At 71.0% G+C, this 18,379-nt stretch carries 17 protein-coding genes; 5 read left to right on the plus strand and 12 right to left on the minus strand.

What is annotated here, in order from left to right; translation table 11 throughout:
• Window positions 1–18: 18 nt before the first annotated feature.
• The 6 genes from ACIHCM_RS14880 to ACIHCM_RS14905 all read right to left on the minus strand — a co-directional run bounded on the left by ACIHCM_RS14880 (window position 19) and on the right by ACIHCM_RS14905 (window position 8,335).
• On the minus strand, window positions 19–1,059 hold the full coding sequence (locus ACIHCM_RS14880; protein ID WP_399894706.1) for a hypothetical protein: 1,041 nt from the start codon (window positions 1,057–1,059) through the stop codon (window positions 19–21).
• Window positions 1,060–1,226: 167 nt separating this feature from the next.
• Entirely contained in the window at window positions 1,227–3,653 is a 2,427-nt protein-coding gene (locus tag ACIHCM_RS14885) for a hypothetical protein (protein WP_399894709.1), read from the minus strand.
• Window positions 3,650–5,386 carry a phosphate ABC transporter substrate-binding protein PstS gene (locus tag ACIHCM_RS14890; protein WP_399894712.1) on the minus strand — a complete coding sequence of 579 codons (1,737 nt, stop codon included), beginning with the start codon at window positions 5,384–5,386 and terminating at the stop codon, window positions 3,650–3,652. The genes ACIHCM_RS14885 and ACIHCM_RS14890 overlap by 4 nt, the downstream gene beginning before the upstream one ends.
• On the minus strand, window positions 5,383–6,684 hold the full coding sequence (gene pstA / locus ACIHCM_RS14895; protein ID WP_399894715.1) for a phosphate ABC transporter permease PstA: 1,302 nt from the start codon (window positions 6,682–6,684) through the stop codon (window positions 5,383–5,385). Before pstA ends, ACIHCM_RS14890 begins: the two co-directional genes overlap by 4 nt.
• A gap of 14 nt (window positions 6,685–6,698) precedes the next feature.
• Entirely contained in the window at window positions 6,699–7,688 is a 990-nt protein-coding gene (pstC, locus tag ACIHCM_RS14900; protein WP_399894718.1) for a phosphate ABC transporter permease subunit PstC, read from the minus strand.
• A 260-nt stretch (window positions 7,689–7,948) separates the two neighbouring features.
• Complete coding sequence (locus ACIHCM_RS14905) at window positions 7,949–8,335, minus strand: hypothetical protein (RefSeq protein WP_399894721.1); 387 nt, start codon at window positions 8,333–8,335, stop codon at window positions 7,949–7,951.
• Window positions 8,336–8,835: 500 nt separating this feature from the next.
• Between ACIHCM_RS14905 and ACIHCM_RS14910 the strand changes: the two genes are divergently transcribed.
• Entirely contained in the window at window positions 8,836–9,594 is a 759-nt protein-coding gene (locus ACIHCM_RS14910) for a DUF5707 domain-containing protein (protein WP_399894724.1), read from the plus strand.
• Between the two features lie 85 nt (window positions 9,595–9,679).
• Here ACIHCM_RS14910 and ACIHCM_RS14915 read toward each other — a convergent pair whose 3' ends face one another.
• From ACIHCM_RS14915 to deoC, 3 genes are read right to left on the minus strand one after another with little or no spacing between them, the layout of a single operon-like run.
• Complete coding sequence (locus ACIHCM_RS14915) at window positions 9,680–10,567, minus strand: aldehyde dehydrogenase family protein (RefSeq protein WP_399894727.1); 888 nt, start codon at window positions 10,565–10,567, stop codon at window positions 9,680–9,682.
• The gene (locus ACIHCM_RS14920; protein WP_399894730.1) at window positions 10,560–11,996 is read right to left on the minus strand and encodes an aldehyde dehydrogenase family protein; all 1,437 of its coding nucleotides are present in this window, start codon (window positions 11,994–11,996) and stop codon (window positions 10,560–10,562) included. Before ACIHCM_RS14920 ends, ACIHCM_RS14915 begins: the two co-directional genes overlap by 8 nt.
• Before the next feature lie 5 nt (window positions 11,997–12,001).
• Window positions 12,002–12,949: a deoxyribose-phosphate aldolase gene (gene deoC / locus ACIHCM_RS14925; RefSeq protein ID WP_399894733.1), complete on the minus strand. Its 948-nt coding sequence runs from the start codon at window positions 12,947–12,949 to the stop codon at window positions 12,002–12,004.
• 156 nt (window positions 12,950–13,105) lie between these two features.
• Here deoC and ACIHCM_RS14930 point away from each other — a divergent pair, with 156 nt between their 5' ends.
• Window positions 13,106–13,777 carry a PH domain-containing protein gene (locus tag ACIHCM_RS14930; protein WP_399894735.1) on the plus strand — a complete coding sequence of 224 codons (672 nt, stop codon included), beginning with the start codon at window positions 13,106–13,108 and terminating at the stop codon, window positions 13,775–13,777.
• Between the two features lie 346 nt (window positions 13,778–14,123).
• A complete protein-coding gene (locus ACIHCM_RS14935; protein ID WP_399894738.1) occupies window positions 14,124–14,549 on the plus strand; it encodes a hypothetical protein in 426 nt (141 codons plus the stop codon).
• A 78-nt stretch (window positions 14,550–14,627) separates the two neighbouring features.
• On the opposite strand, the gene ACIHCM_RS14940 is transcribed toward ACIHCM_RS14935, so the two are convergent.
• Window positions 14,628–15,251, minus strand: a complete 624-nt coding sequence (locus ACIHCM_RS14940) for a class I SAM-dependent methyltransferase (protein ID WP_399894741.1) — start codon at window positions 15,249–15,251, stop codon at window positions 14,628–14,630.
• 132 nt (window positions 15,252–15,383) lie between these two features.
• Between ACIHCM_RS14940 and ACIHCM_RS14945 the strand changes: the two genes are divergently transcribed.
• Both ACIHCM_RS14945 and ACIHCM_RS14950 read left to right on the plus strand, forming a co-directional pair.
• The gene (locus ACIHCM_RS14945) at window positions 15,384–15,881 is read left to right on the plus strand and encodes a DUF2975 domain-containing protein (RefSeq protein ID WP_399894744.1); all 498 of its coding nucleotides are present in this window, start codon (window positions 15,384–15,386) and stop codon (window positions 15,879–15,881) included.
• Window positions 15,881–16,162, plus strand: coding sequence for a helix-turn-helix domain-containing protein (locus ACIHCM_RS14950; protein ID WP_399894747.1), 282 nt, complete (start codon window positions 15,881–15,883; stop codon window positions 16,160–16,162). The genes ACIHCM_RS14945 and ACIHCM_RS14950 overlap by 1 nt, the downstream gene beginning before the upstream one ends.
• A gap of 185 nt (window positions 16,163–16,347) precedes the next feature.
• On the opposite strand, the gene ACIHCM_RS14955 is transcribed toward ACIHCM_RS14950, so the two are convergent.
• Together ACIHCM_RS14955 and ACIHCM_RS14960 are read right to left on the minus strand one after the other, a co-directional pair.
• Window positions 16,348–16,746, minus strand: coding sequence for a hypothetical protein (locus ACIHCM_RS14955; protein ID WP_399894750.1), 399 nt, complete (start codon window positions 16,744–16,746; stop codon window positions 16,348–16,350).
• Between the two features lie 76 nt (window positions 16,747–16,822).
• Window positions 16,823–18,226 carry an FAD-binding oxidoreductase gene (locus ACIHCM_RS14960; RefSeq protein ID WP_399894753.1) on the minus strand — a complete coding sequence of 468 codons (1,404 nt, stop codon included), beginning with the start codon at window positions 18,224–18,226 and terminating at the stop codon, window positions 16,823–16,825.
• Window positions 18,227–18,379 lie beyond the last annotated feature (153 nt).

Genomic DNA, 18,379 nt, shown 5'->3' on the forward strand with positions numbered 1-18,379 from the left:
TCGGATGACGATCAGCGCTTACCGGTTGCCGGTGGTGCTGGTGTCACCGCAGTTGGACGGCGCGGAGTCGGCGCTCAGGTCACCGAAGCCGTAGTTCTTGATCGTGGCGATGTTCTGGCAGACCTGGGAGTTGGCGCCGACGAAGGCGCGCGCGATGTTCGCGTCACCGAGCTTGGCGGTCGGGACGACGTTGTAGACGTCGCGGGCGAAGGTGAAGTTCGGGTTCAGGGCCAGCGTGCTGCCCGAACCGGTGGTCGGAGCCACACCCGCGATGCTGCGCAGACGCGACTCACCGCGGCGGTTCGGAACGTCGGCGAAGCCCTTGCCCTGGGCGATCCACTGGGCGACCGAGTACGGCATGATCTGGGTGCCGCTCGCGAGCGCGACGCCGTCGTGCTCCTGGATGGTGTCGTCGACGCAGCCGGCCTGCTTGGCCGCGGTGATCTCCGCCTCGGTGACGTTGATGGACGACAGCCAGTACGTCCGGGTGCCGGAGCCGGCCTGCGGCAGCAGAGCCTTGGAGACCGTCTTGGTGACGCCGCCGTCCACGAAGGTGCAGTTCCGGTAGATGGACTGCAGCTGCGAGACGGACAGGTTGGTCGGCAGGGTGCTGCCCAGGTCGGTCGCGTAGGTGACCGCGTCCTTGCCGAACGGGATGAAGGTCAGGGTCGAGCCCACGGTCGACGGACCCCGCGAGGAACGGGCGAAGTCGACACAGTCGGACTGGGCCGTGTTGTTGATGTCGGCGAGCAGTCTGTCGATACCGGCCGAAGAGCCGTTCGGGCGGGCGATGTTCGCGCAGTGCGCGTCGGCCTTCGGGGTGATCGTGGCGGAACCGGTGGCGTTCCAGGAACCGACGATCTTGTTGCCGCCGGCGTCCACCACGACGTCGCCAAGGCCGTTCACCACGTACTGCGTGGTGTCGGAACCGACACCGGCCAGCGGACGGAACGGCGGGGTGGGGTAGTCCGCCGACGCCGGGGTGGACATGATGCCGACACCGAGAACCGCGGCACCGAGAACCGCGGCGCCGACCTTGGCGCGAGACTTGACGTTCACTTCTGATCTCCTTGTTTCGGATTTCGAAGGCTGGACGTTCAAGCTGAATCCGGATTGCTGTGCTGCCGACCCGTCGATCGGCCACCGCATACATTTCCAACATTTCCTGGCAGTGGCCACCAATTCCCAGCGAGGGAAAGGTTACGAGCAGGCTTACTAGGTGTCTCCTAGGGAGTCCGCCGATGGGCGAGGCGCAGCATTACCGGACCCGAAAGCCCGGCCGCTCCACCGAGGATGAGAACGCCGACAAGAACCCATCGAATGACTCCCATAATCTCCCCGGGAGTGAATCCGCCCTTGGCTTCCGCGACATTTTGCTGAGGCCCCGCGGAGGGTGCCCCCGAAGCGTTCGCGGCGGCCGGCCCCGACGCTGACGGCTCCGCACTGCCGCCGGCTGCGCCACCTGCTCCCGATGCCGCTCCTCCGGTACCGGCACCGGAGGAGTCCCCTCCGGCACCGCCGGCGGGCCCCGGCCCCGCGGCGCCGGGGTCGTCCGGGTCCGGCCCGCCCGTGGGGCCGTCGGGGACGGCTCCGCGCTCCAGGTCGTCCGCGGCGTTCTCGGCCTGGGTGCGCAACCTGCCCGGCAGCGGTGCGTAGCCGGGGGGAAGTTCACCCGCCGACAGGCCCTGCGTCTGACCCGGACCCGCGGCGAACCTGATGAACTCCGCGTAGGCCTTGCGGGCCGCGGTGTCCTGGTTCACGGAGGCGGCGGCGTAGGTCACCGCCGTGAGGGGGTAGGCCTGGCCCTTCGCGCGCGCCGGGTCGGGCTTGAGCACCGCGGGGTTGCCGGACGACGGCCGCATCGCGTCGACGCCGGCCAGCAGTGTGGTGTTCGAGGGCTTCACGAAACCGCCGTCCGCGTTGCGCAGGGCCGCGGTCGGCAACCCGTACCGCTCCGCCGAGGGGACGTCCACGATCGCCATCACGGCTCGTTGACCAGGCGGGTAGGGGTCGTTGACGAGTTTGTCCGGTGTTCCGTTGCCGGCCTGGTACTGGATGGTCCTGTTGTTGTTGCCGCGCCGGGCACGCAAAGCCCCGTCATGCAGATCGAGTGCGTACGGGGCCAGGTCGAGAATCGTGTACGTGAGGGGGTTGGTCTGCGAATTCTGAAGGGCGTCCCCCCGCGACGGATCAACCTTGGGGTACTCGTTGATCGTGGTGTTCCTGTCCAGCTCGAGTTCCTCGAAATGGGGGTTGATCTTCATCCCGTCAGGATCCGGCTGACCGGCAAGGAACTCGCGGGCCTCACGGTCCGACTGCAGCCAGCTCCACATCAGTCGCGCCGTGTCCGAATTCCCGATGGGGACCATGAGGCTCATGGGCGAGACCGGAGTGTCGGGGAATTGCGGATTGAGCTTCTTGAACTCCGGATCCTCGGTGAAGTCGATCGGATTGTCTTTCAGGTATTCCGGGGTGGGGCTCAGGGAGACGTCGTTCCTGTACGAGTGGGTGAGTATCTTCGCCACCAGCCGCGGGGTCAGTTTCATGTCCTGCACCACGCCGTCCGGCCCTTCGATGAAGAACGCGAAGGCCAGGCCGGACACCGCCGTCGGCGCGTGCACGACAGCCGGCCCGCCCTCCGGCTGAGCCACCGGATCGACGGTGAAGCCCAGGGTCGGGGTTTCGCCGGACGTGCTGAGCACCTGGTTCCTGACCAGCTCCTCGCCCGCCGAGGTGAAGCCGAACGTGCTGTCCGTGGAGGTGCACAGCTTCGGCTGCCACGACGTGGCCGCGTCCGTCATCAGCTCGGTGCCGATCGTCGGCCGCTCCGGCTGCCCCTCGGGGCAGAACTGGTCCACCTGGAGGAATTCCAGCGGGAAGACGATCCGCTGGGCCCAGTTCGTGGCGGAGAGCGGAGAGGTCCCGAGGCTGCCGAAGCCGACGTCGTTGCCGTTGGTCTCATGGAGGCCACGCGGCACGACGACCAGCCAGCAGGGGCGCGGCGCAGCAGGCTTTCCCTCGGGGGCCGTGTTCACGCCGCACCCGAGGTAGTCGGCCTGGATGCCGTCCTGCATCTCGAACACCGTCTCGCCGGTGCCGTTCGCGAACGTCAGGTTCGCCTGCTGTTCGTTGGTGTCCAGCGGGCCGAAGTACGTGTAGTCGAAGGCCTGCGTCGTGGCCGGTTCACCGTTGGCCGGGCGGAACGGCACGAAGCTCCGGGCTGCCTCGTCCGGGTCGAGTGAGGGGTTGAGCACCCGGCCCTGGCCGTCCGCGACCACGGCCGCGGACCCGCCGTACACGCACTGCTCGGGATCCGGGCCGCCGGGGTCGTCGCCCCAGCACTGCATGATCTGGAGGTAGTTGGCGCTGAACTGGCCGGGGCCCGGCCGGGTCGGCGCACCGCCCTCCCACGTGACCCGCACCCCCTGGGACCGAAGCCCCTCGGTCTGATGAACCGTCACTTCGAGGTCGGAGAAGTCGTCGTACTTCCCCTTCTTCCCCGACTTGGTGACCGCCGAGGACTCCGTCCCCTCCGCCGCCACGGCCTGCGCCGTGCCCGGCGGCACCGGCAGCAAGGCCACCACCAGCGCGGCCAGCAGACACCCCACCGCGATCAGAATCCGCGGCCGACGCCGCGTCAGTACGGCGGTCATGCCGACCCCCCCTTCCGGCGCGCCCTGCCGCCCATCACCCGCGCGAGCACCGGGGGCCCGACCACCACACCGATCAGCAGCGCCGCGGACAGTGCCATCAGAGCCGTCCGCAGGCCCAGGGAGTCCCCGGTGCCCAGGGACACCGGGCTGGCCGCCACGGAGCTGTCTCCGGCTGTCCGGTCGGCGCCGAGGACCTCGCCGGTGTCCGGGTCGACGACCGTGCCGCCGGTCGTCCCGGCCGTGCCGCCGGTGCCGCCGCCGTCAGTGCCGCCGTCCGAGCCGCCCGTGGCACCGCCCGAGCCCGTCGAGCCGGACCCGCCGGTCGAGCCGGAGCCGCCCGTCGCGCCGCTGCCGCCGGTCGAGCCCCCGCTGCCGCCCGTGCTGGAGCCACCGCCGGAGGTGCCGCCGGTCTGCGTGGTGGGCTGCGTGGCGCCGCCGGTACCGGTGGCGCACTGGTCCGAGCCCTTCTTGTCACAGGCCTTCGGATAGGGCGCGTTCTCGATCAGCGTGTTACGTCCGCCGGAGAACGTCGGGTTGTTGCACTTGTTGATGTCGATGTTGCCGGTCTCGGCGCCGGGGATCTTCCGCGTCTGCTCCATACCGGCCTCGACGAGGTTCTTCGGCAGTGGTGAGTAGCCGAGGCGGTCGGCCTGCTGCTGGCCCTCGCAGAGGAAGTAGTTGTTGAAGGCGCTGAGCGTCCGGCCCTTGGCCTTGGTGAAGCCCGCCTCCTCCTTGGTGGGGATGATCATGTAGCTGTAGCTGGAGAGCGGGTACGTGCGGCGGTCGCCGAAGGTGTAGACGCTGTCCAGGTTCTGGGTGAGGTAGGTCGCCGAGCGCGGGTCGTTGTTGATCCTCGCCTTGGTCAGCGCCACCGCGACGCTGGACGCGGTCGGCTCGACGTAGTAGCCCGACTTGTTCAGGACCTTGACCACGGGGAAGCCGGCGTTGCGCGCGTAGGAGTACTCGACGTACGTGATCGCGCCCTCGGCCTGCGGCTGACGGGTGTAGCCCGCGACGCCGAGCGAGGTGGACTGGGAGACGAATCCGGAGCCCGGGATGTTCGGGAAGTACGAGGTCAGGCCGCAGGGAGTCTGCTTGCCGGCGCGGCGGCAGTAGTCGTTCCACAGGGAGCCGTACTGCTTCGACATCCACAGCGTGAACTGCGCGGTCGTGCCCGAGCCGTCGGAGCGGACCACCGGGACGATCCGGCGGGCCGGCAGGTTCAGCTTGGGGTTGTCGGCCTTGATCTCGGCCGCGTTCCACATGGTGATCCTGCCGGTGAAGATCTTCGTGATGACGTCGCCCGAGAGCCGGAGGTTGGTGACCCGCTGGCCGCCGATCCTCAGGTTGTACATGAACGACGTACCACCGGCGACGATCGGCATGTACGCGTACTTGCGCGACGGCGGGGAGTCGACGTTGCCGAGGTCGTTGAGGCCGTAGGGGATCTCGGAGACGCCGAAGTCCGAGGTGCCGTCACGGAACTGGTTGCGGCCGATCGTCGAGCCGACCGACGCGTAGTTCACCGTCATGCCCTGCTGGCGGACGTTGCGGCGCCACTGCTCGATGGCGTTGGCGCTCCACGTCGAGCCGGAGCCGCTGATCTTGGTGTAGGTGGCGGCCTCCGCCTTCGGCGGGTCGAGGGCCGGCAGCGCGCAGACCAAGGCGACGAACAGCGCCAGCGCCTGGTACACGCGCAGGGCGCGTGGACGTCGGACAGGTGCGGATTTCACGGGGTGCTCCTCGTCGGTGCGTTACCGGCTGACGGCTGGACGGACGTGGTGTGGGCGTACGAGGCGAAGCGCTTGGCGTCGCGGCGGGAGGCCCGGACGCGGCGGTGTTCCTGGCGGCGGGTCAGCTGGCCCGGTCCGCGCCCGCCGAAGAAGCGGGCGAGGACGAACAGGATCAGCACCAGCACCAGCAGGACCGCCGCGGTGCCGAAGCCACGGGCGATGTAGCTGGCCTCGGGGGACTTGACGAGCTCGAAGGCCGCGAGCGGCAGCGAGACCATCGGGTCCTGGAGCGGGTTGGTGTTCAGCTCCGCGGTGTAGCCGGCCGTCAGCAGCACCGGCGAGGTCTCGCCCACGCCGCGCGCCGTGCCGAGGATGACCGCCGTCGTCAGACCGGAGCGGGAGGTCGGCAGCACCACGTGCCAGACCGTGCGCCAGCGGGAGGTGCCGAGGGCGTACGACGCCTCCCGCAGCGTGCCGGGGACCAGCCGGATCACCACGTCGGCGGCGCGGATGATGATCGGCAGCATCATCACGGAGATGGCGAGCGCGGCGGCGAGGCCGGAGCGGTCGAAGCCGAGGGCCAGGATGAAGGTCGCGTAGATGAACAGGCCGGCCACGATGGAGGGCAGCGCGGTCATCGCCTCGACGATGGTGCGCACGAACCGGCTGAAGCGGCCCGGGATCTCGTTCAGGAAGACCGCGCAGACGAGCCCGGCCGGGATGCAGATCACCAGCGCGATGCCGATCTGCCACAGCGTGCCGACGATGGCGTGCAGGATGCCGCCCACGCCGAGCGGTTCCAGCGGGCCCGCGGCGGCCATCGACTCCGTGTAGAAGTTCAGGTGCGGCAGCGCCTCGCGGCCCTCGTAGAGCGTGTAGACGACGACGAAGGCGAGCGCGGCCAGCATCACGACGCCGAGGCTCTGGACGACGGCGGCGGCCACCCGGTCCCGTACGGCCGGGCCGTCCTCGTCGAAGGAGACCACCAGCGCATAGAGGCCGATGAACAGCACGTAGGCGATGACGAGGAAGCCGAGCGCGCCGTTGAAGGGCAGCAGCCGGTCGAACATCAGCCAGGTCAAGGAGAGCGACGCGGCGCCGGCGCCCAGCATCGCGTACACGTCCGTGGCGCGCAGCGTGGACAGGTTCCTGCGGGACTCGGAGACGGTCGTACGGCCGCCCGTGCGGCGTCCCGGCAGGATCGTGCCCGGCCCGGTGGGCTGCTGCGGCGCCGCCGGGCTCGGCCCGCCCTGCGGCTCCTGGTCGCTCGGCGGGCTCTGTGGCGTGGTGACGGTCATCAGGCTCGGTCTCCTCAGGAGTCGCTCGTCGCGCCGGAACGGCTGCGGGCGACGATCGAGGACGCGGCGAAGTTCACGACGAGGGTCATCAGGAAGAGCGCGAGGCCGGCGGCCATCAGCGCGGACATGCCGAACTCGGTCGCCTCGCCGTAGCGCAGGGCGATGAGCGAGGAGACGGAGTTGGTGCCGTTCTGCAGGATGTGCGGCTGGATCTCGAAGACCGGCGAGATGATCAGGTAGACGGCGATGGTCTCGCCGAGCGCCCGGCCGAGGCCCAGCATGGTGCCGCCGATCATGCCGCCCTTGCCGAAGGGCAGCACGACGGTGCGGATCATGCCCCAGCGGTTGGCGCCGAGCGCGTAGGCGCCTTCCCGTTCGCCCACGGGGGCCTGCGAGAACACCTCGCGCATCACCGAGCAGATGATCGGCGCGACCATCAGGGACACCACCATGCCCGCGATGAACGTGGACGACGTGAAGACCGTCGCGGTGGCGAGCGGGTCCGTCGGGTCGGCGCCGTCGACCTTGAAGACCGGGATCCAGCCGAAGTACGTGGAGATCCAGCGGGACACCGTGACGACGTGTCCCTGGAAGAAGAACAGGCCCCACAGGCCGTAGACCACCGACGGCACGGCGGCCATCAGGTCGACGACGCTGATGAGCGTCTGTCTGATCCGGGCGGGGGCGTACTCGGAGATGTACAGCGCCGTGCCGAGCGCCAGCGGGACCGCGAAGACGATGGCGACGAGGGCGATCAGGATCGTGCCGACCAGCACCGCGGCGATACCGAAGTTACGGCCTTCCGGCTCCCACGCCTCGGTGGTGACGAAGTCCCACTGCGCGACCTCCAGCGCCTGCCAGGCCCGGTAGGTGAGGAAGCCGCCGACGAGCAGCATGATCGCGAGCACCAGCGAGCCGCCGCCGCGCAGCACGCCCCGGAAGATCCGGTCGGGCACGCCGGGGTCGACGTGGAGGCGTCTCGGGGGGTCGTCCGCCGGGACCACTGGCCGCTCATCTATTCGCGTCGTCACATGTGTTGACGCTCCAGAGAAACGGTGGACGCACGCGCACACGAATGTGAACTAGGCACCCCCGAGGGGCAACTTCGGGGGTTGACGTGAACGCGGCGATGACAGAGGCCGTACGGGGTACGGGCCCGGAGAACGCGTCGGGGCCCGGACCCGCCGGTGCGGCGGGTCCGGGCCCCGTTGCCTCACATGCCGGGCCGCCGGCCCGGCGCCGTCGTCAGCCGCTCAGCCGGCGCTCACTCCGTGTCGTCCCACGGGATCGCTCCGCCCGCGCCGAGTTCGGCGAGCAGCGACCGGAAGCGCTCATAGGCGGCCTGGCACGTGGAGTGCCGCTCGTAGGCCCGCGACGACACGGCGACGGCGCCACCGGCGCGGTCCCGCAGCCGCCAGACCCAGCCGCTCCCCTCGGACGTGTGGTGCACGGCACCCGGTAAATGCGCGACGTCGGCGCACAACCGCTCGAACGCCGCACGGCATTCGTCGTACCCCTGGTACGTCACGGCGGCCATGGCGATCACCCGGCCGTTCGTGGCGGTCAGCCGCCACGAGTAGGTTCCGTCCGCCCCTATGTCTATGTGACAGCGCGTGCCGGGCACTGCAGCGCCGCCCTTTCTTCTCGCCATCCATCCCCACCCCTGCGTTTCCCCTGTTCCCGACATCAGGAAGCCGCACGAGCCGACGCTGGTTCGCCGACGGCGCGGCACAGGCAGGTTAGTGAGGCGCGAGTGATACGCGATCGTCGGCGGTAACTGCATTCGACATGCTTCATGCGAACGTTGCCCCTCGTTCATGAGTGCGCCCGATGGCCCCGTCAGCCGGGATCGGGGCCCCACCGGGTGGCCGGAACCCGGCGCGGGCGGTCGCCGGCCCGGACCCGCGGTACGCGTAGGTGGGCGCCAGGTCCGCTGAAATTCGGACCGAATTTCCCCGTCGGCTTTCCATGGAATCAACGCGGCGGATATTCCGCGCGCATTCTTTCGCCCGGAAATCCGCACCGCGGTGGACGTGCTCCACGGAAACGTTCCGAAATCTCCACGGGATGAGTACGCTGCACACGTCAATTCGGGCCCGCCGGGGGATTATGGACGGGCCGCGGCATTTACATTGGGGAATTCGCATGCGCATGAGCTCAGCTGTCGCCGCTGCGTGCGGCGCCGTCGCCCTGTCCGCCCTCGCCGTTCCGGCCGCGCACGCGGACGAGCAGTTCGGCGACACCGAGGTCACCGGCGTCGTCGTCAACGACGGCAACCCCGTCGTCGTCGGTACGGCCGCGAGAACCGTGACCGTGAAGGTCACCGCCACCGACCCGTCCGGTCTGGAGCAGATCAACGCCACCCTCTACCACGGCCCGATCGACGCCCCGGACGCCGCGGTGTCCTCGACCGCGGCCTGCGGTCCGACCGCCGACACGACCAGCACCTGCACCCTGACCTTCGATCTCACCCCGGGCACGGCCCCGGCGGACGACGCGCAGGCCGGCACCTGGAAGGTCAGCGCCTTCGCGATCGCCCCGGACAGCGACGCCCACTTCCTCGACACCGCCGCCACCTTCACCATGCTGCGCCAGACCCACGTCACCGCCGACGCCACCCCCGAGCCTGTGAAGCGGGGCAAGAACCTCACCGTCATGGGCGGTGTGCAGCACGCCGGCTGGGCGACCGGGACGAACGTGGCCGCCGAGGCCGGTCAGGCGGTGAAGCTGCAGTTCCGCCCGGAGGGCTGCAAGGAGTTCAAGACCGTGAAGACGGTCCTGACGGGCGCCGAGGGCTCGCTGTCCACCACCGTCCGCGCGTACCACGACGGGACCTACCGCTGGTCCTATGCCGGTTCGTCCGGCACGGCGGCCGCGGTGTCCGCGGGCGACTTCGTCGACGTGCGCTGACCCTGCGCAACGGCACCCTGGAACAACGGCGCCGGGCCGCCCACAGGGGCGGCCCGGCGCCGTCAGGCTCATGCGCCGCGCAGGCTCAGTACGACGACCCCGACGCCCCGAGCGAACCCGTCGGGTGCCACACCGTCTTGGTCTCCAAAAAGGCCGTCATCCGGTCGGTCCCCGGAGTCGCGGACCAGTCGTCCACAGGCTGTGGACGCAGCACCCGCTTGAGATTGTCCGCCGCGGCGATCTCGAGCTCCTTCGCCAGCACCTCGTCGGCGCCCGCCAGGTCGATCGCGTTGACGTCCTGGTGCGCGGCCAGCGGCGCGGCGATCTCCGCCGTACGGCCGGACAGGACGTTGACCACGCCGCCGGGGACGTCGGAGGTCGCCAGCACCTCGCCCAGGGACAGGGCGGGCAGCGGGGCCTTCTCGGAGGCCACCACGACCGCCGTGTTGCCCGTCGCGATCACCGGGGCGAGCACCGAGACCAGGCCCAGGAAGGACGACTCCTGGGGGGCGACCACTGCCACCACGCCCGTCGGCTCGGGTGAGGACAGGTTGAAGAACGGGCCCGCGACCGGGTTCCCGCCGCCCACCACCTGAGCGATCTTGTCGGTCCAGCCCGCGTACCAGACCCAGCGGTCGATCGTCGCGTCGACCTGCTCGCCGGCCTTGGACTTCGACAGCCCCTCGGCGTCCGCGACCTCGTGGACGAACTGGCTCCTGCGGCCCTCCAGCATCTCCGCCACGCGGTAGAGGACCTGGCCCCGGTTGTACGCCGTCGCGCCGGACCAGCCGCCGAACGCCTTGCGGGCGGCGACGACCGCGTCACGGGCGTCCTTGCGGGAGGACTGCGGCGCGTTGGCCAGCCACTTGCCCTTGGAGTCCGACACCTCGTACACCCGGCCGCTCTCGGAACGCGGGAACTTCCCGCCGACGTACAGCTTGTAGGTCTTGAACACACTGAGTCGGTCAGACATCGAGGTACGCCTCCAGGCCGTGGCGACCGCCCTCGCGGCCGAAGCCCGACTCCTTGTAGCCGCCGAACGGCGAGGCCGGGTCGAACTTGTTGAACGTGTTGGACCAGACGACGCCCGCGCGCAGCTTGTTCGCGACCGCCAGGATCCGGGAGCCCTTCTCCGTCCAGATGCCCGCCGAGAGGCCGTACGGGGTGTTGTTGGCCTTGGCGACGGCCTCGTCCGGCGTACGGAACGTGAGGACCGACAGGACCGGGCCGAAGATCTCGTCGCGGGCGACCGTGTGCGCCTGGGTGACGTTCGTGAAGAGCGTCGGGGCGAACCAGTAGCCGGACGACGGCAGCTCGCAGGCCGGCGACCAGCGCTCGGCGCCCTCCGCCTCGCCCTGTTCGGCGAGCGCGGTGATCCGGGCCAGCTGCTCGGCGGAGTTGATCGCGCCGATGTCCGTGTTCTTGTCGAGCGGGTCGCCCAGGCGCAGCGTCGACAGGCGGCGCTTCAGCGCGTCCAGCAGCTCGTCCTGGATCGACTCCTGCACCAGCAGCCGGCTGCCCGCGCAGCAGACCTGGCCCTGGTTGAAGAAGATGCCGGTGACGATCCCCTCGACGGCCTGGTCGATCGGGGCGTCGTCGAAGACGATGTTGGCGCCCTTGCCGCCCAGTTCGAGGGTGAGCTTCTTGCTCGTCCCCGCGACGGTGCGCGCGATCTCCTTGCCGACGGCGGTCGAGCCGGTGAAGGCGACCTTGTTCACGTCCGGGTGGGCGACGAGCGCGGCGCCCGCGTCGCCGTACCCAGGAAGGATGTTGACGACGCCCTTGGGCAGGCCCGCCTGGCGGCAGATGTCCGCGAAGAACAGGGCCGACAGCGGGGTCGTCTCGGCGGGCTTGAGCACGACCGTGTTGCCGGTCGCCAGCGCCGGGGCGATCTTCCACGCCAGCATCAGCAGCGGGAAGTTCCACGGGATGACCTGGCCGGCCACGCCCAGCGGCTTCGGGGAAGGCCCGAAGCCGGCGTGGCCGAGCTTGTCGGCCCAGCCCGCGTAGTAGAAGAAGTGCGCCGCCACCAGGGGCAGGTCGGCGTCCCGCGTCTCCTTGATGGGCTTGCCGTTGTCCAGCGTCTCGAGGACCGCGAGCTCGCGGGAGCGCTCCTGGATGATGCGGGCGATGCGGAACAGGTACTTGGCGCGCTCGGAGCCGGGCAGCGCCGACCACTTCTCGAAGGCCTTGCGCGCGGCCTTCACGGCACGGTCGACGTCCGCCTCGCCCGCCTGGGCGACCTCGGAGAGGACCTCCTCGGTGGCCGGGGAGACCGTCTTGAACACCTTGCCGTCGGCCGCCTCGGCGAACTCGCCGTCGACGAACAGGCCGTAGGACGGGGCGATGTCGACGACCGAGCGGGACTCGGGCGCCGGCGCGTACTCGAATACGGAAGCCATGATGATCAGTCCACCGTCACGTAGTCGGGGCCGGAGTAGCGGCCGGTGGCCAGCTTCTGGCGCTGCATCAGCAGATCGTTGAGCAGCGAGGAGGCGCCGAAGCGGAACCAGTGGTTGTCCAGCCAGTCCGCACCGGCGGTCTCGTTGACCAGGACGAGGAACTTGACGGCGTCCTTGGTGGTGCGGATGCCGCCGGCCGGCTTCACACCGACCTGGACCCCGGTCTGGGCGCGGAAGTCCCGCACCGCCTCCAGCATCAGAAGGGTGTTCGCGGGCGTCGCGTTCACCGCCACCTTGCCGGTCGAGGTCTTGATGAAGTCGGCCCCGGCCAGCATGCCGAGCCAGCTGGCGCGGCGGATGTTGTCGTACGTCGACAGCTCACCGGTCTCGAAGATGACCTTGAGGCGGGCCGCCCCGCAGGCCTCCTTCACGGCGACGATCTCCTCGTACACCTTCATGTACCGGCCGGCCAGGAAGGCCCCGCGGTCGATGACCATGTCGATCTCGTCCGCACCGGCGGCGACCGCCTCACGCACGTCCGCCAGCTTCACGGAGAGCGGGGCGCGGCCGGCCGGGAAGGCGGTGGCGACGGAGGCGACCTTGACGGCGGAACCGGCGACGGCCTCCTTGGCGGTGGCCACCATGTCGGGGTAGACGCAGACCGCGGCGGTGGCCGGAGTCGCCCGATCCGTCGGGTCCGGATGGACCGCCTTGGCGCCGAGCGCCCGGACCTTGCCCGGGGTGTCCGCGCCTTCCAGCGTCGTCAGGTCGACCATCGAGATCGCGAGGTCGATGGCGTACGCCTTCGCCGTGGTCTTGATGGAACGGGTGCCGAGGGAGGCGGCGCGCGCCTCCAGGCCGACCGCGTCGACGCCGGGCAGCCCGTGCAGGAAGCGGCGCAGCGTCGCGTCGGAGGCCGCCACGTCCGTGAGCGTGTGTGCAGTGGTGGGCATGGTCACCAGACGAGCATATCTACGCGCGTAGCGGCTGTACAGCCCCCGTGTTCTTCGCGGAGACGCCCTCCCGGCGGTCGGCGCGGTGCCGGTCCGCCGGGCGGCGGTGACCCACCGCGCATGGGCGCCGTCGGTGGCGTCGGGCAGAATCGAGGCATGACGACCCCGGACCAGCAGTCACCAGCGCCGCAGCCTTCGCGCCCCACGACCCGGGACCGGATCTACCGGTCGCCCATGGGTCTCGTCGGCGGCGTCCTGCTGCTCGCCCTCGCCGGCTGGCTCGGCATCGACGCGATCGTCGCGGGCGAAGGCAGCACACCGTGGCTGGCACTCGCCTCGCTCCTGCTCGTGGTGCCCCTGGTCGTCGCCTTCACCGTGCGGCCCGCCGTGTACGCCGGGGAGGACCGCCTGCGCGTGCGCAACCCGTTCCGCGTGATCGTGCTGCCCTGGGGCGAGGTCGCCTCCCTGCGCTCCGGGTACACCAACGAGGTCGTCAGCAAGGCCGGCGACAAGTACCAGCTCTGGGCCATACCCGTCTCCCTGCGCGCCCGTAAGCGGGCCGCACGCAAGGAGGCGCGGCGCACGCAGTCCGCCGGGGGCGGCAGGTCCCGCTTCCGTGGCGCCGGCGGACTCATGGACGCCGGCGTCCACGACGGCCCCGTCCGCGCCGAGAGCGACCAGATCATCCACGACCTGCGCCAGACGCTGGAGGCCCGGGAGAAGGCGAAGACGGCGCAGGGCGAGGTGACCGTGCGCTGGGCGTACGAGATCGCGGCACCGGCAGTGGCCGGAGCGGTGCTGCTGGCGATCCTGCTCGCACTGGGATAGCGGTGGCGCCGGGCCGGACCCGGCTCCGCGATTCTCCTGCGCCGCCGATGCAGCCCGCGCCCCCGCACCCGGCTGTCAGGGCCGCCCGACGACCGGGAAGTCATGCCTGCGATCCCTGCCCCCGGGCTGCCGCTGCCCACGACCTCGATACCTGAGGGCTGCCGCTCCTGGAACACCGAGGACGCCCGCCGCTGGACGCGGGCCCTGCCGCCGAGATGGGTGCCGCTGCGGAGGCGGGCGGCGCACGTGTGGCAGGCGCCGTGGTGGCCGCGCGTTCCTGGCGCAGTGGGGGCTGTGGGCGTGCTGGGGCTGGTTCACCGAGGCGGACGGAAGCCTCTGGGAGCCGGTGCTCATCGAGTTGCTCGGGGTCCTCGGCGTGTGCCGCCTGGTGGTGAAGGCGCGCTGGCGCCTCACCGCCGATCGCGACGGGCTGTGGCTGAACGGTCTGCGCGCACCGCGCCACATCCCCTGGGATGACCCCCGCTCCGCCCACCGCGAGTCCTTCCAGCTGAAACTGCGCTGGCGGGACGGTGGCTGGTCGGTGTCGGCACCGTACTGGGACCGTGTGCAGCGCCGATGGGGCCGACCGCATCCGTACGACGCCCTGGCCGGCGAACTCACCGCGATGCACGCCGACCCGGGGCTGCGCCCGACGGGGGCGAGTGAGGCTCGGGAGCGTGGCCGCCCGCTGTGGCCGTGGGCCGCCGTGCTCGCGGTGGCGTGGACGACGGCGGTGCTGTGGGTGTGGGCCGGAACCGTGGGGTGGCGGTAGGCGGCACCGCCCTGACGGCCCGTTCTCCCCGCCACGCATGGCTCGTGCCGCAAGCCCCTGCGGCCTCCTTGGCTCCGGCTACTCCGTCGCGCCCCGCGGCGGACGCCCCGCGCGCACCGCGCTCAGCTGTGCCGCGGTCGGCGCCATACGGGTCGGGGGGTCCCAGGTCCAGGTGCGCACGGAGTCGAAGCCCGCTGCCCCGACCAGGGCCGCGAGGGCGGGCAGGCCGGCGGGAAGCCACTTGTGGTGGGTGGACAGCAGGAGTCGGCCGCCGGGGCGCAGCACGCGATGCAGCTCGGCGAGGGCGGCGGGCACGTCGGGCCAGAGCTGAAGGTTGTTGACGGAGATCACGACGTCCACGGAGGCGTCCGGCTGGCCGGTACGGGCGGCGGTGCCGGGGCTGAGCCGTAGGCGGCCTCGCCTGATCAGCGGTGCGCAGCGACGGCGTGCCATGGCGAGCATGACGTCGGAGGGGTCGACGCCGACGACGTGGGCCGAGCGTTGCGCGGCGGCCCCGAGGCCGACACCGGGGCCGGGACCGATGACGAGGACGACGTCCTGTTCGGCGGGAGCGGCGAGAGCGACGGCGTGGCGTTCGGCGGCCGCGTTGCCCCGGGCCATGAGCCGGCCGCCGATCCGGCCGAGCGGGCCGCTGGGCCGGCCGAAGCACCTGGTCAGGAGCCGCCCGGTGATGCTCTCCACGTCTGTATCCGAACACGGGGCCGTGGCGGGCGCATGCGGGAGGCGGGATGAGCCGGGGGCCTCGAGAACGCCACTTGCCCAATCTATCGACTATCGATAGATTCCTATCGTGGGTCGATCGAGGGAGAGGCGATGGGACAGATGACGACGCTCGCTCTGCGGGGCGTGCTGGTGGTGCTGCTGGCCGGGTCCGTGTTCGTGCAGGCCGTGATGGTGCCGTTGATCGGGGCAGACCTGGAGGAAGGAGCCTCCGAACTGGCCTATCCACGGGCCGCGTTCCTCGTCGTGCTGGTGCTCGGTGTGGTCACCGTCCAGGTCGTACTCGTCTGCGTGTGGCGATTGGTGACCATGGTCCGCAGGGGCACGGTGTTCTCGCACGCCGCCTTCCGGTACGTCGACGTCGTGCTCTGGGCGATCGCCGCGGCCGCCGTCCTCCTGAGCGCGTTCGGGTACATGCTCGCGCCGGGCGAGGCCGTCGCACCGGGTGTCGTTCTGCTGATCGGCGGCGTGGTCGTGGCCGCGCTGGGCGTCGCCCTCATCGTGCTGGTACTGCGGATGCTGCTCGCGCAGGCCGTCGCGCGCGACGTGGAGGCGGCACGGCTGGAGGCCGAGTTGCAGGGGGTGATCTGATGCCGATCGCCGTCGACATCGACGTGATGCTGGCCAGGCGGAAGCTGTCCGTGGGCGAACTCGCCGAACGCGTCGGGATCACGCCCGCCAACCTGGCGGTACTCAAGAACGGTCGCGCGAAGGCCGTACGGTTCTCGACGCTCGCCGCACTGTGCGAGGTGCTGGAGTGCCAGCCGGGAGACCTGCTTCGATGGGAGCCCGAGGAGGACGCGCGGCACGAGGAGCGGGAGCCTGCGGCGACGGGCGCGGGGGCGGAGAAGGACGGCACTCCCGCACCCTGAGCTGGTTGCCGACCTGCGAGCTGCGCGGCGCTGTCCGTATGGCATCCGCCCCACATCCGCACCCCGTGCGCACCTCCTGCGCACCTGCCCGTGGGTGAAAGACCAGAGCCGCGCCCCCCCATCGGGAAGCGCGGCCCTCAGCCGTCCGGAGCCTCGGCCGCACTCGGCGGGACCCGAACGAGGGCTCAGATCAGCAAGCCCGTCACCGTCCCCACCCCGGGCACGCTGCCGATCGACTCCGCCTGCGCCACCGGGCGCGTGACCGCCTGGGACGTCAGGGGCTTGAAGTCGGCGAGCTGGGTGCCGACGCCGTTGTCGAGCGGGTCCACGCCCGTGCCCGCGAGGGGGTTCGGCTTGAGGCCGGCGACAGGGCCCGCGACGTAGCGGACGGAACCGGTGAGGGCCGCCGTCCCCGCCTCCGGGTCGATGTTGCCGAGGGAGGTCGGCCGGGTGTGGACCATGCCCAGGAACGACTCGGTGTCCGCGGCGGCCGGCACGACGGACGCGCTCAGGGCCGCTCCCGCCGTTGCGAGCACGGCGAGGGCACGCCGGGTGGGCTGGAGGGAGGAGTCATGTCGGGCCATCGCTGATGCCACCTTGTGAATGCGCTGAGTAATCAGGTCAGCACTCAGGGTAGTTGAGAGGGGGCGTGGGCTTCAATCAGCGACCCGGGCCGGGCATCCCTCCCGTCCCCTCCCCCGGCAGTACCGCCCCGGGATTGAGCACCCCGCCCGGATCCAGCGCCGCCTTCACCGACCGCATCACCGCGATCTCCGCCTCCGACCGGCTCAGGTGCAGATGGCGGGCCTTGGCCCGGCCCACTCCGTGTTCCGCGCTGATGCTCCCGCCCACGGCCGCGACCCGCTCCAGCACCGCGCCGGTGACCGCGTCCTCGTCCTCCGCCGCCACCTCCAGCAGATTGACGTGCAGGTTGCCCTCGGCCAGATGCCCGAAGAGATACGGCCGCCCGCGCCCCGCCAGCACGCCGGGCAGGTCCGCGACGAAGCCCGCCAGTTCTCCGTGCGGGACCGTCACGTCCAGCTTCAGCGGAACGCCCACCGCGTTGACCGACTCGGTGTGCCGTTCCCGGTAGGCGGCCAGCCGCCGCCGGTCCGCGTCCGCCGACGCCACCGCCGTCTCCCCCAGCTCTCCCGCCTGCTCCGCCGCGTGGAGCACCTCGGCCAGTTCCTCGGCCGGATCCCGCCTGCCCGCGCACTCCACCAGCAGATACACCGGATACGACGTCCGGAACGGAGCGGGCAGCCCGCTCGTGCGCAGCACCAGCGCCAGCCCCTCGGCCATGAAGAACTCGGCCAGCTCCAGCGAGTCCAGCACCCGCAGCCGAGCCACCAGGCCGAGCGCCGCCTCCAGGGAGCCGAGCCCCACCAGGACGGTCACCCGCTCCGGCAGCAGCGGCACCAGACGCAACCGGGCCCGCGTCACGACCGCCAGCGTCCCCTCGCTGCCGATCAGCAGGTTGGTCAGGTCGTACCCGGTGTTGTCCTTGGGCAGCCCGGCCAGCCGGTCCAGTACGGTCCCGTCGGCCAGCACGGCCTCCAGCCCGGTCACGTTGGCCCGCGTGGTGCCGTACCGCACGACCCGCTCACCACCCGCGTTGGTCGCGATCATGCCGCCCAGGGTCGCGGAGTCCCGGGCGGCCAGGTCGACGCCGAACTGGAGCCCGTACGAGGCGACATGGCGGTGCAGGCCGGACAGCACCACACCGGCGCCCACGGTCACCTGCCCCACGGCCGGGTCGACCTCCCCGACGCCGTCCAGCCGCCGCAGCGACAGCACGACCTCGTCGCCGTCCGGCGTGGGCACCGACGCGCCGACCAGGCCCGTGTTGCCGCCCTGCGGCACGACCGGCACCCCGGCCGCACGGCACAGCCGCAGCACCTCGGCCACCTGGGCGGTGTCCGCGGGCCGCACCACCAGCCGGGCCCGGCCACGGTAGCGGCCGGTGAAGTCGGTCTCGTACGAGGCGCACAGCGCGGGGTCGGTCAGCACATGGGCGGGGCCGGCCACGGCGGACAGTTGCCGGGCGAGACGATCGGTATCCACGGTGCGGCCACTCCTCGTCGTACGTCGGGAAGACCGGCCGGGGAACGCGGGCGCGCACGCCGGCCGACCGCCCCGAATCCTACGAAGCCCCGGGCAGGACTCGGCGACCGCCGTCCGCGCGTACGGCACGAACCGCCCGGCCCGCTGAGCTCC

This window comes from Streptomyces sp. NPDC052023, from assembly GCF_044548465.1.
In the GTDB taxonomy this organism is placed as follows: Bacteria; Actinomycetota; Actinomycetes; order Streptomycetales; family Streptomycetaceae; genus Streptomyces.

What these genes read in the sequence shown, in the direction of transcription:
- ACIHCM_RS14885 (WP_399894709.1), bottom strand. Translation starts at nt 3,653, where the DNA reads ATGACCGCCGTACTGACGCGGCGTCGGCCGCGGATTCTGATCGCGGTG.
- pstA (WP_399894715.1), bottom strand. Translation starts at nt 6,684, where the DNA reads ATGACCGTCACCACGCCACAGAGCCCGCCGAGCGACCAGGAGCCGCAG.
- ACIHCM_RS14905 (WP_399894721.1), bottom strand. Translation starts at nt 8,335, where the DNA reads ATGGCGAGAAGAAAGGGCGGCGCTGCAGTGCCCGGCACGCGCTGTCAC.
- ACIHCM_RS14910 (WP_399894724.1), top strand. Translation starts at nt 8,836, where the DNA reads ATGAGCTCAGCTGTCGCCGCTGCGTGCGGCGCCGTCGCCCTGTCCGCC.
- ACIHCM_RS14915 (WP_399894727.1), bottom strand. Translation starts at nt 10,567, where the DNA reads ATGTCTGACCGACTCAGTGTGTTCAAGACCTACAAGCTGTACGTCGGC.
- ACIHCM_RS14920 (WP_399894730.1), bottom strand. Translation starts at nt 11,996, where the DNA reads ATGGCTTCCGTATTCGAGTACGCGCCGGCGCCCGAGTCCCGCTCGGTC.
- deoC (WP_399894733.1), bottom strand. Translation starts at nt 12,949, where the DNA reads ATGCCCACCACTGCACACACGCTCACGGACGTGGCGGCCTCCGACGCG.
- ACIHCM_RS14930 (WP_399894735.1), top strand. Translation starts at nt 13,106, where the DNA reads ATGACGACCCCGGACCAGCAGTCACCAGCGCCGCAGCCTTCGCGCCCC.
- ACIHCM_RS14945 (WP_399894744.1), top strand. Translation starts at nt 15,384, where the DNA reads ATGGGACAGATGACGACGCTCGCTCTGCGGGGCGTGCTGGTGGTGCTG.
- ACIHCM_RS14950 (WP_399894747.1), top strand. Translation starts at nt 15,881, where the DNA reads ATGCCGATCGCCGTCGACATCGACGTGATGCTGGCCAGGCGGAAGCTG.
- ACIHCM_RS14955 (WP_399894750.1), bottom strand. Translation starts at nt 16,746, where the DNA reads ATGGCCCGACATGACTCCTCCCTCCAGCCCACCCGGCGTGCCCTCGCC.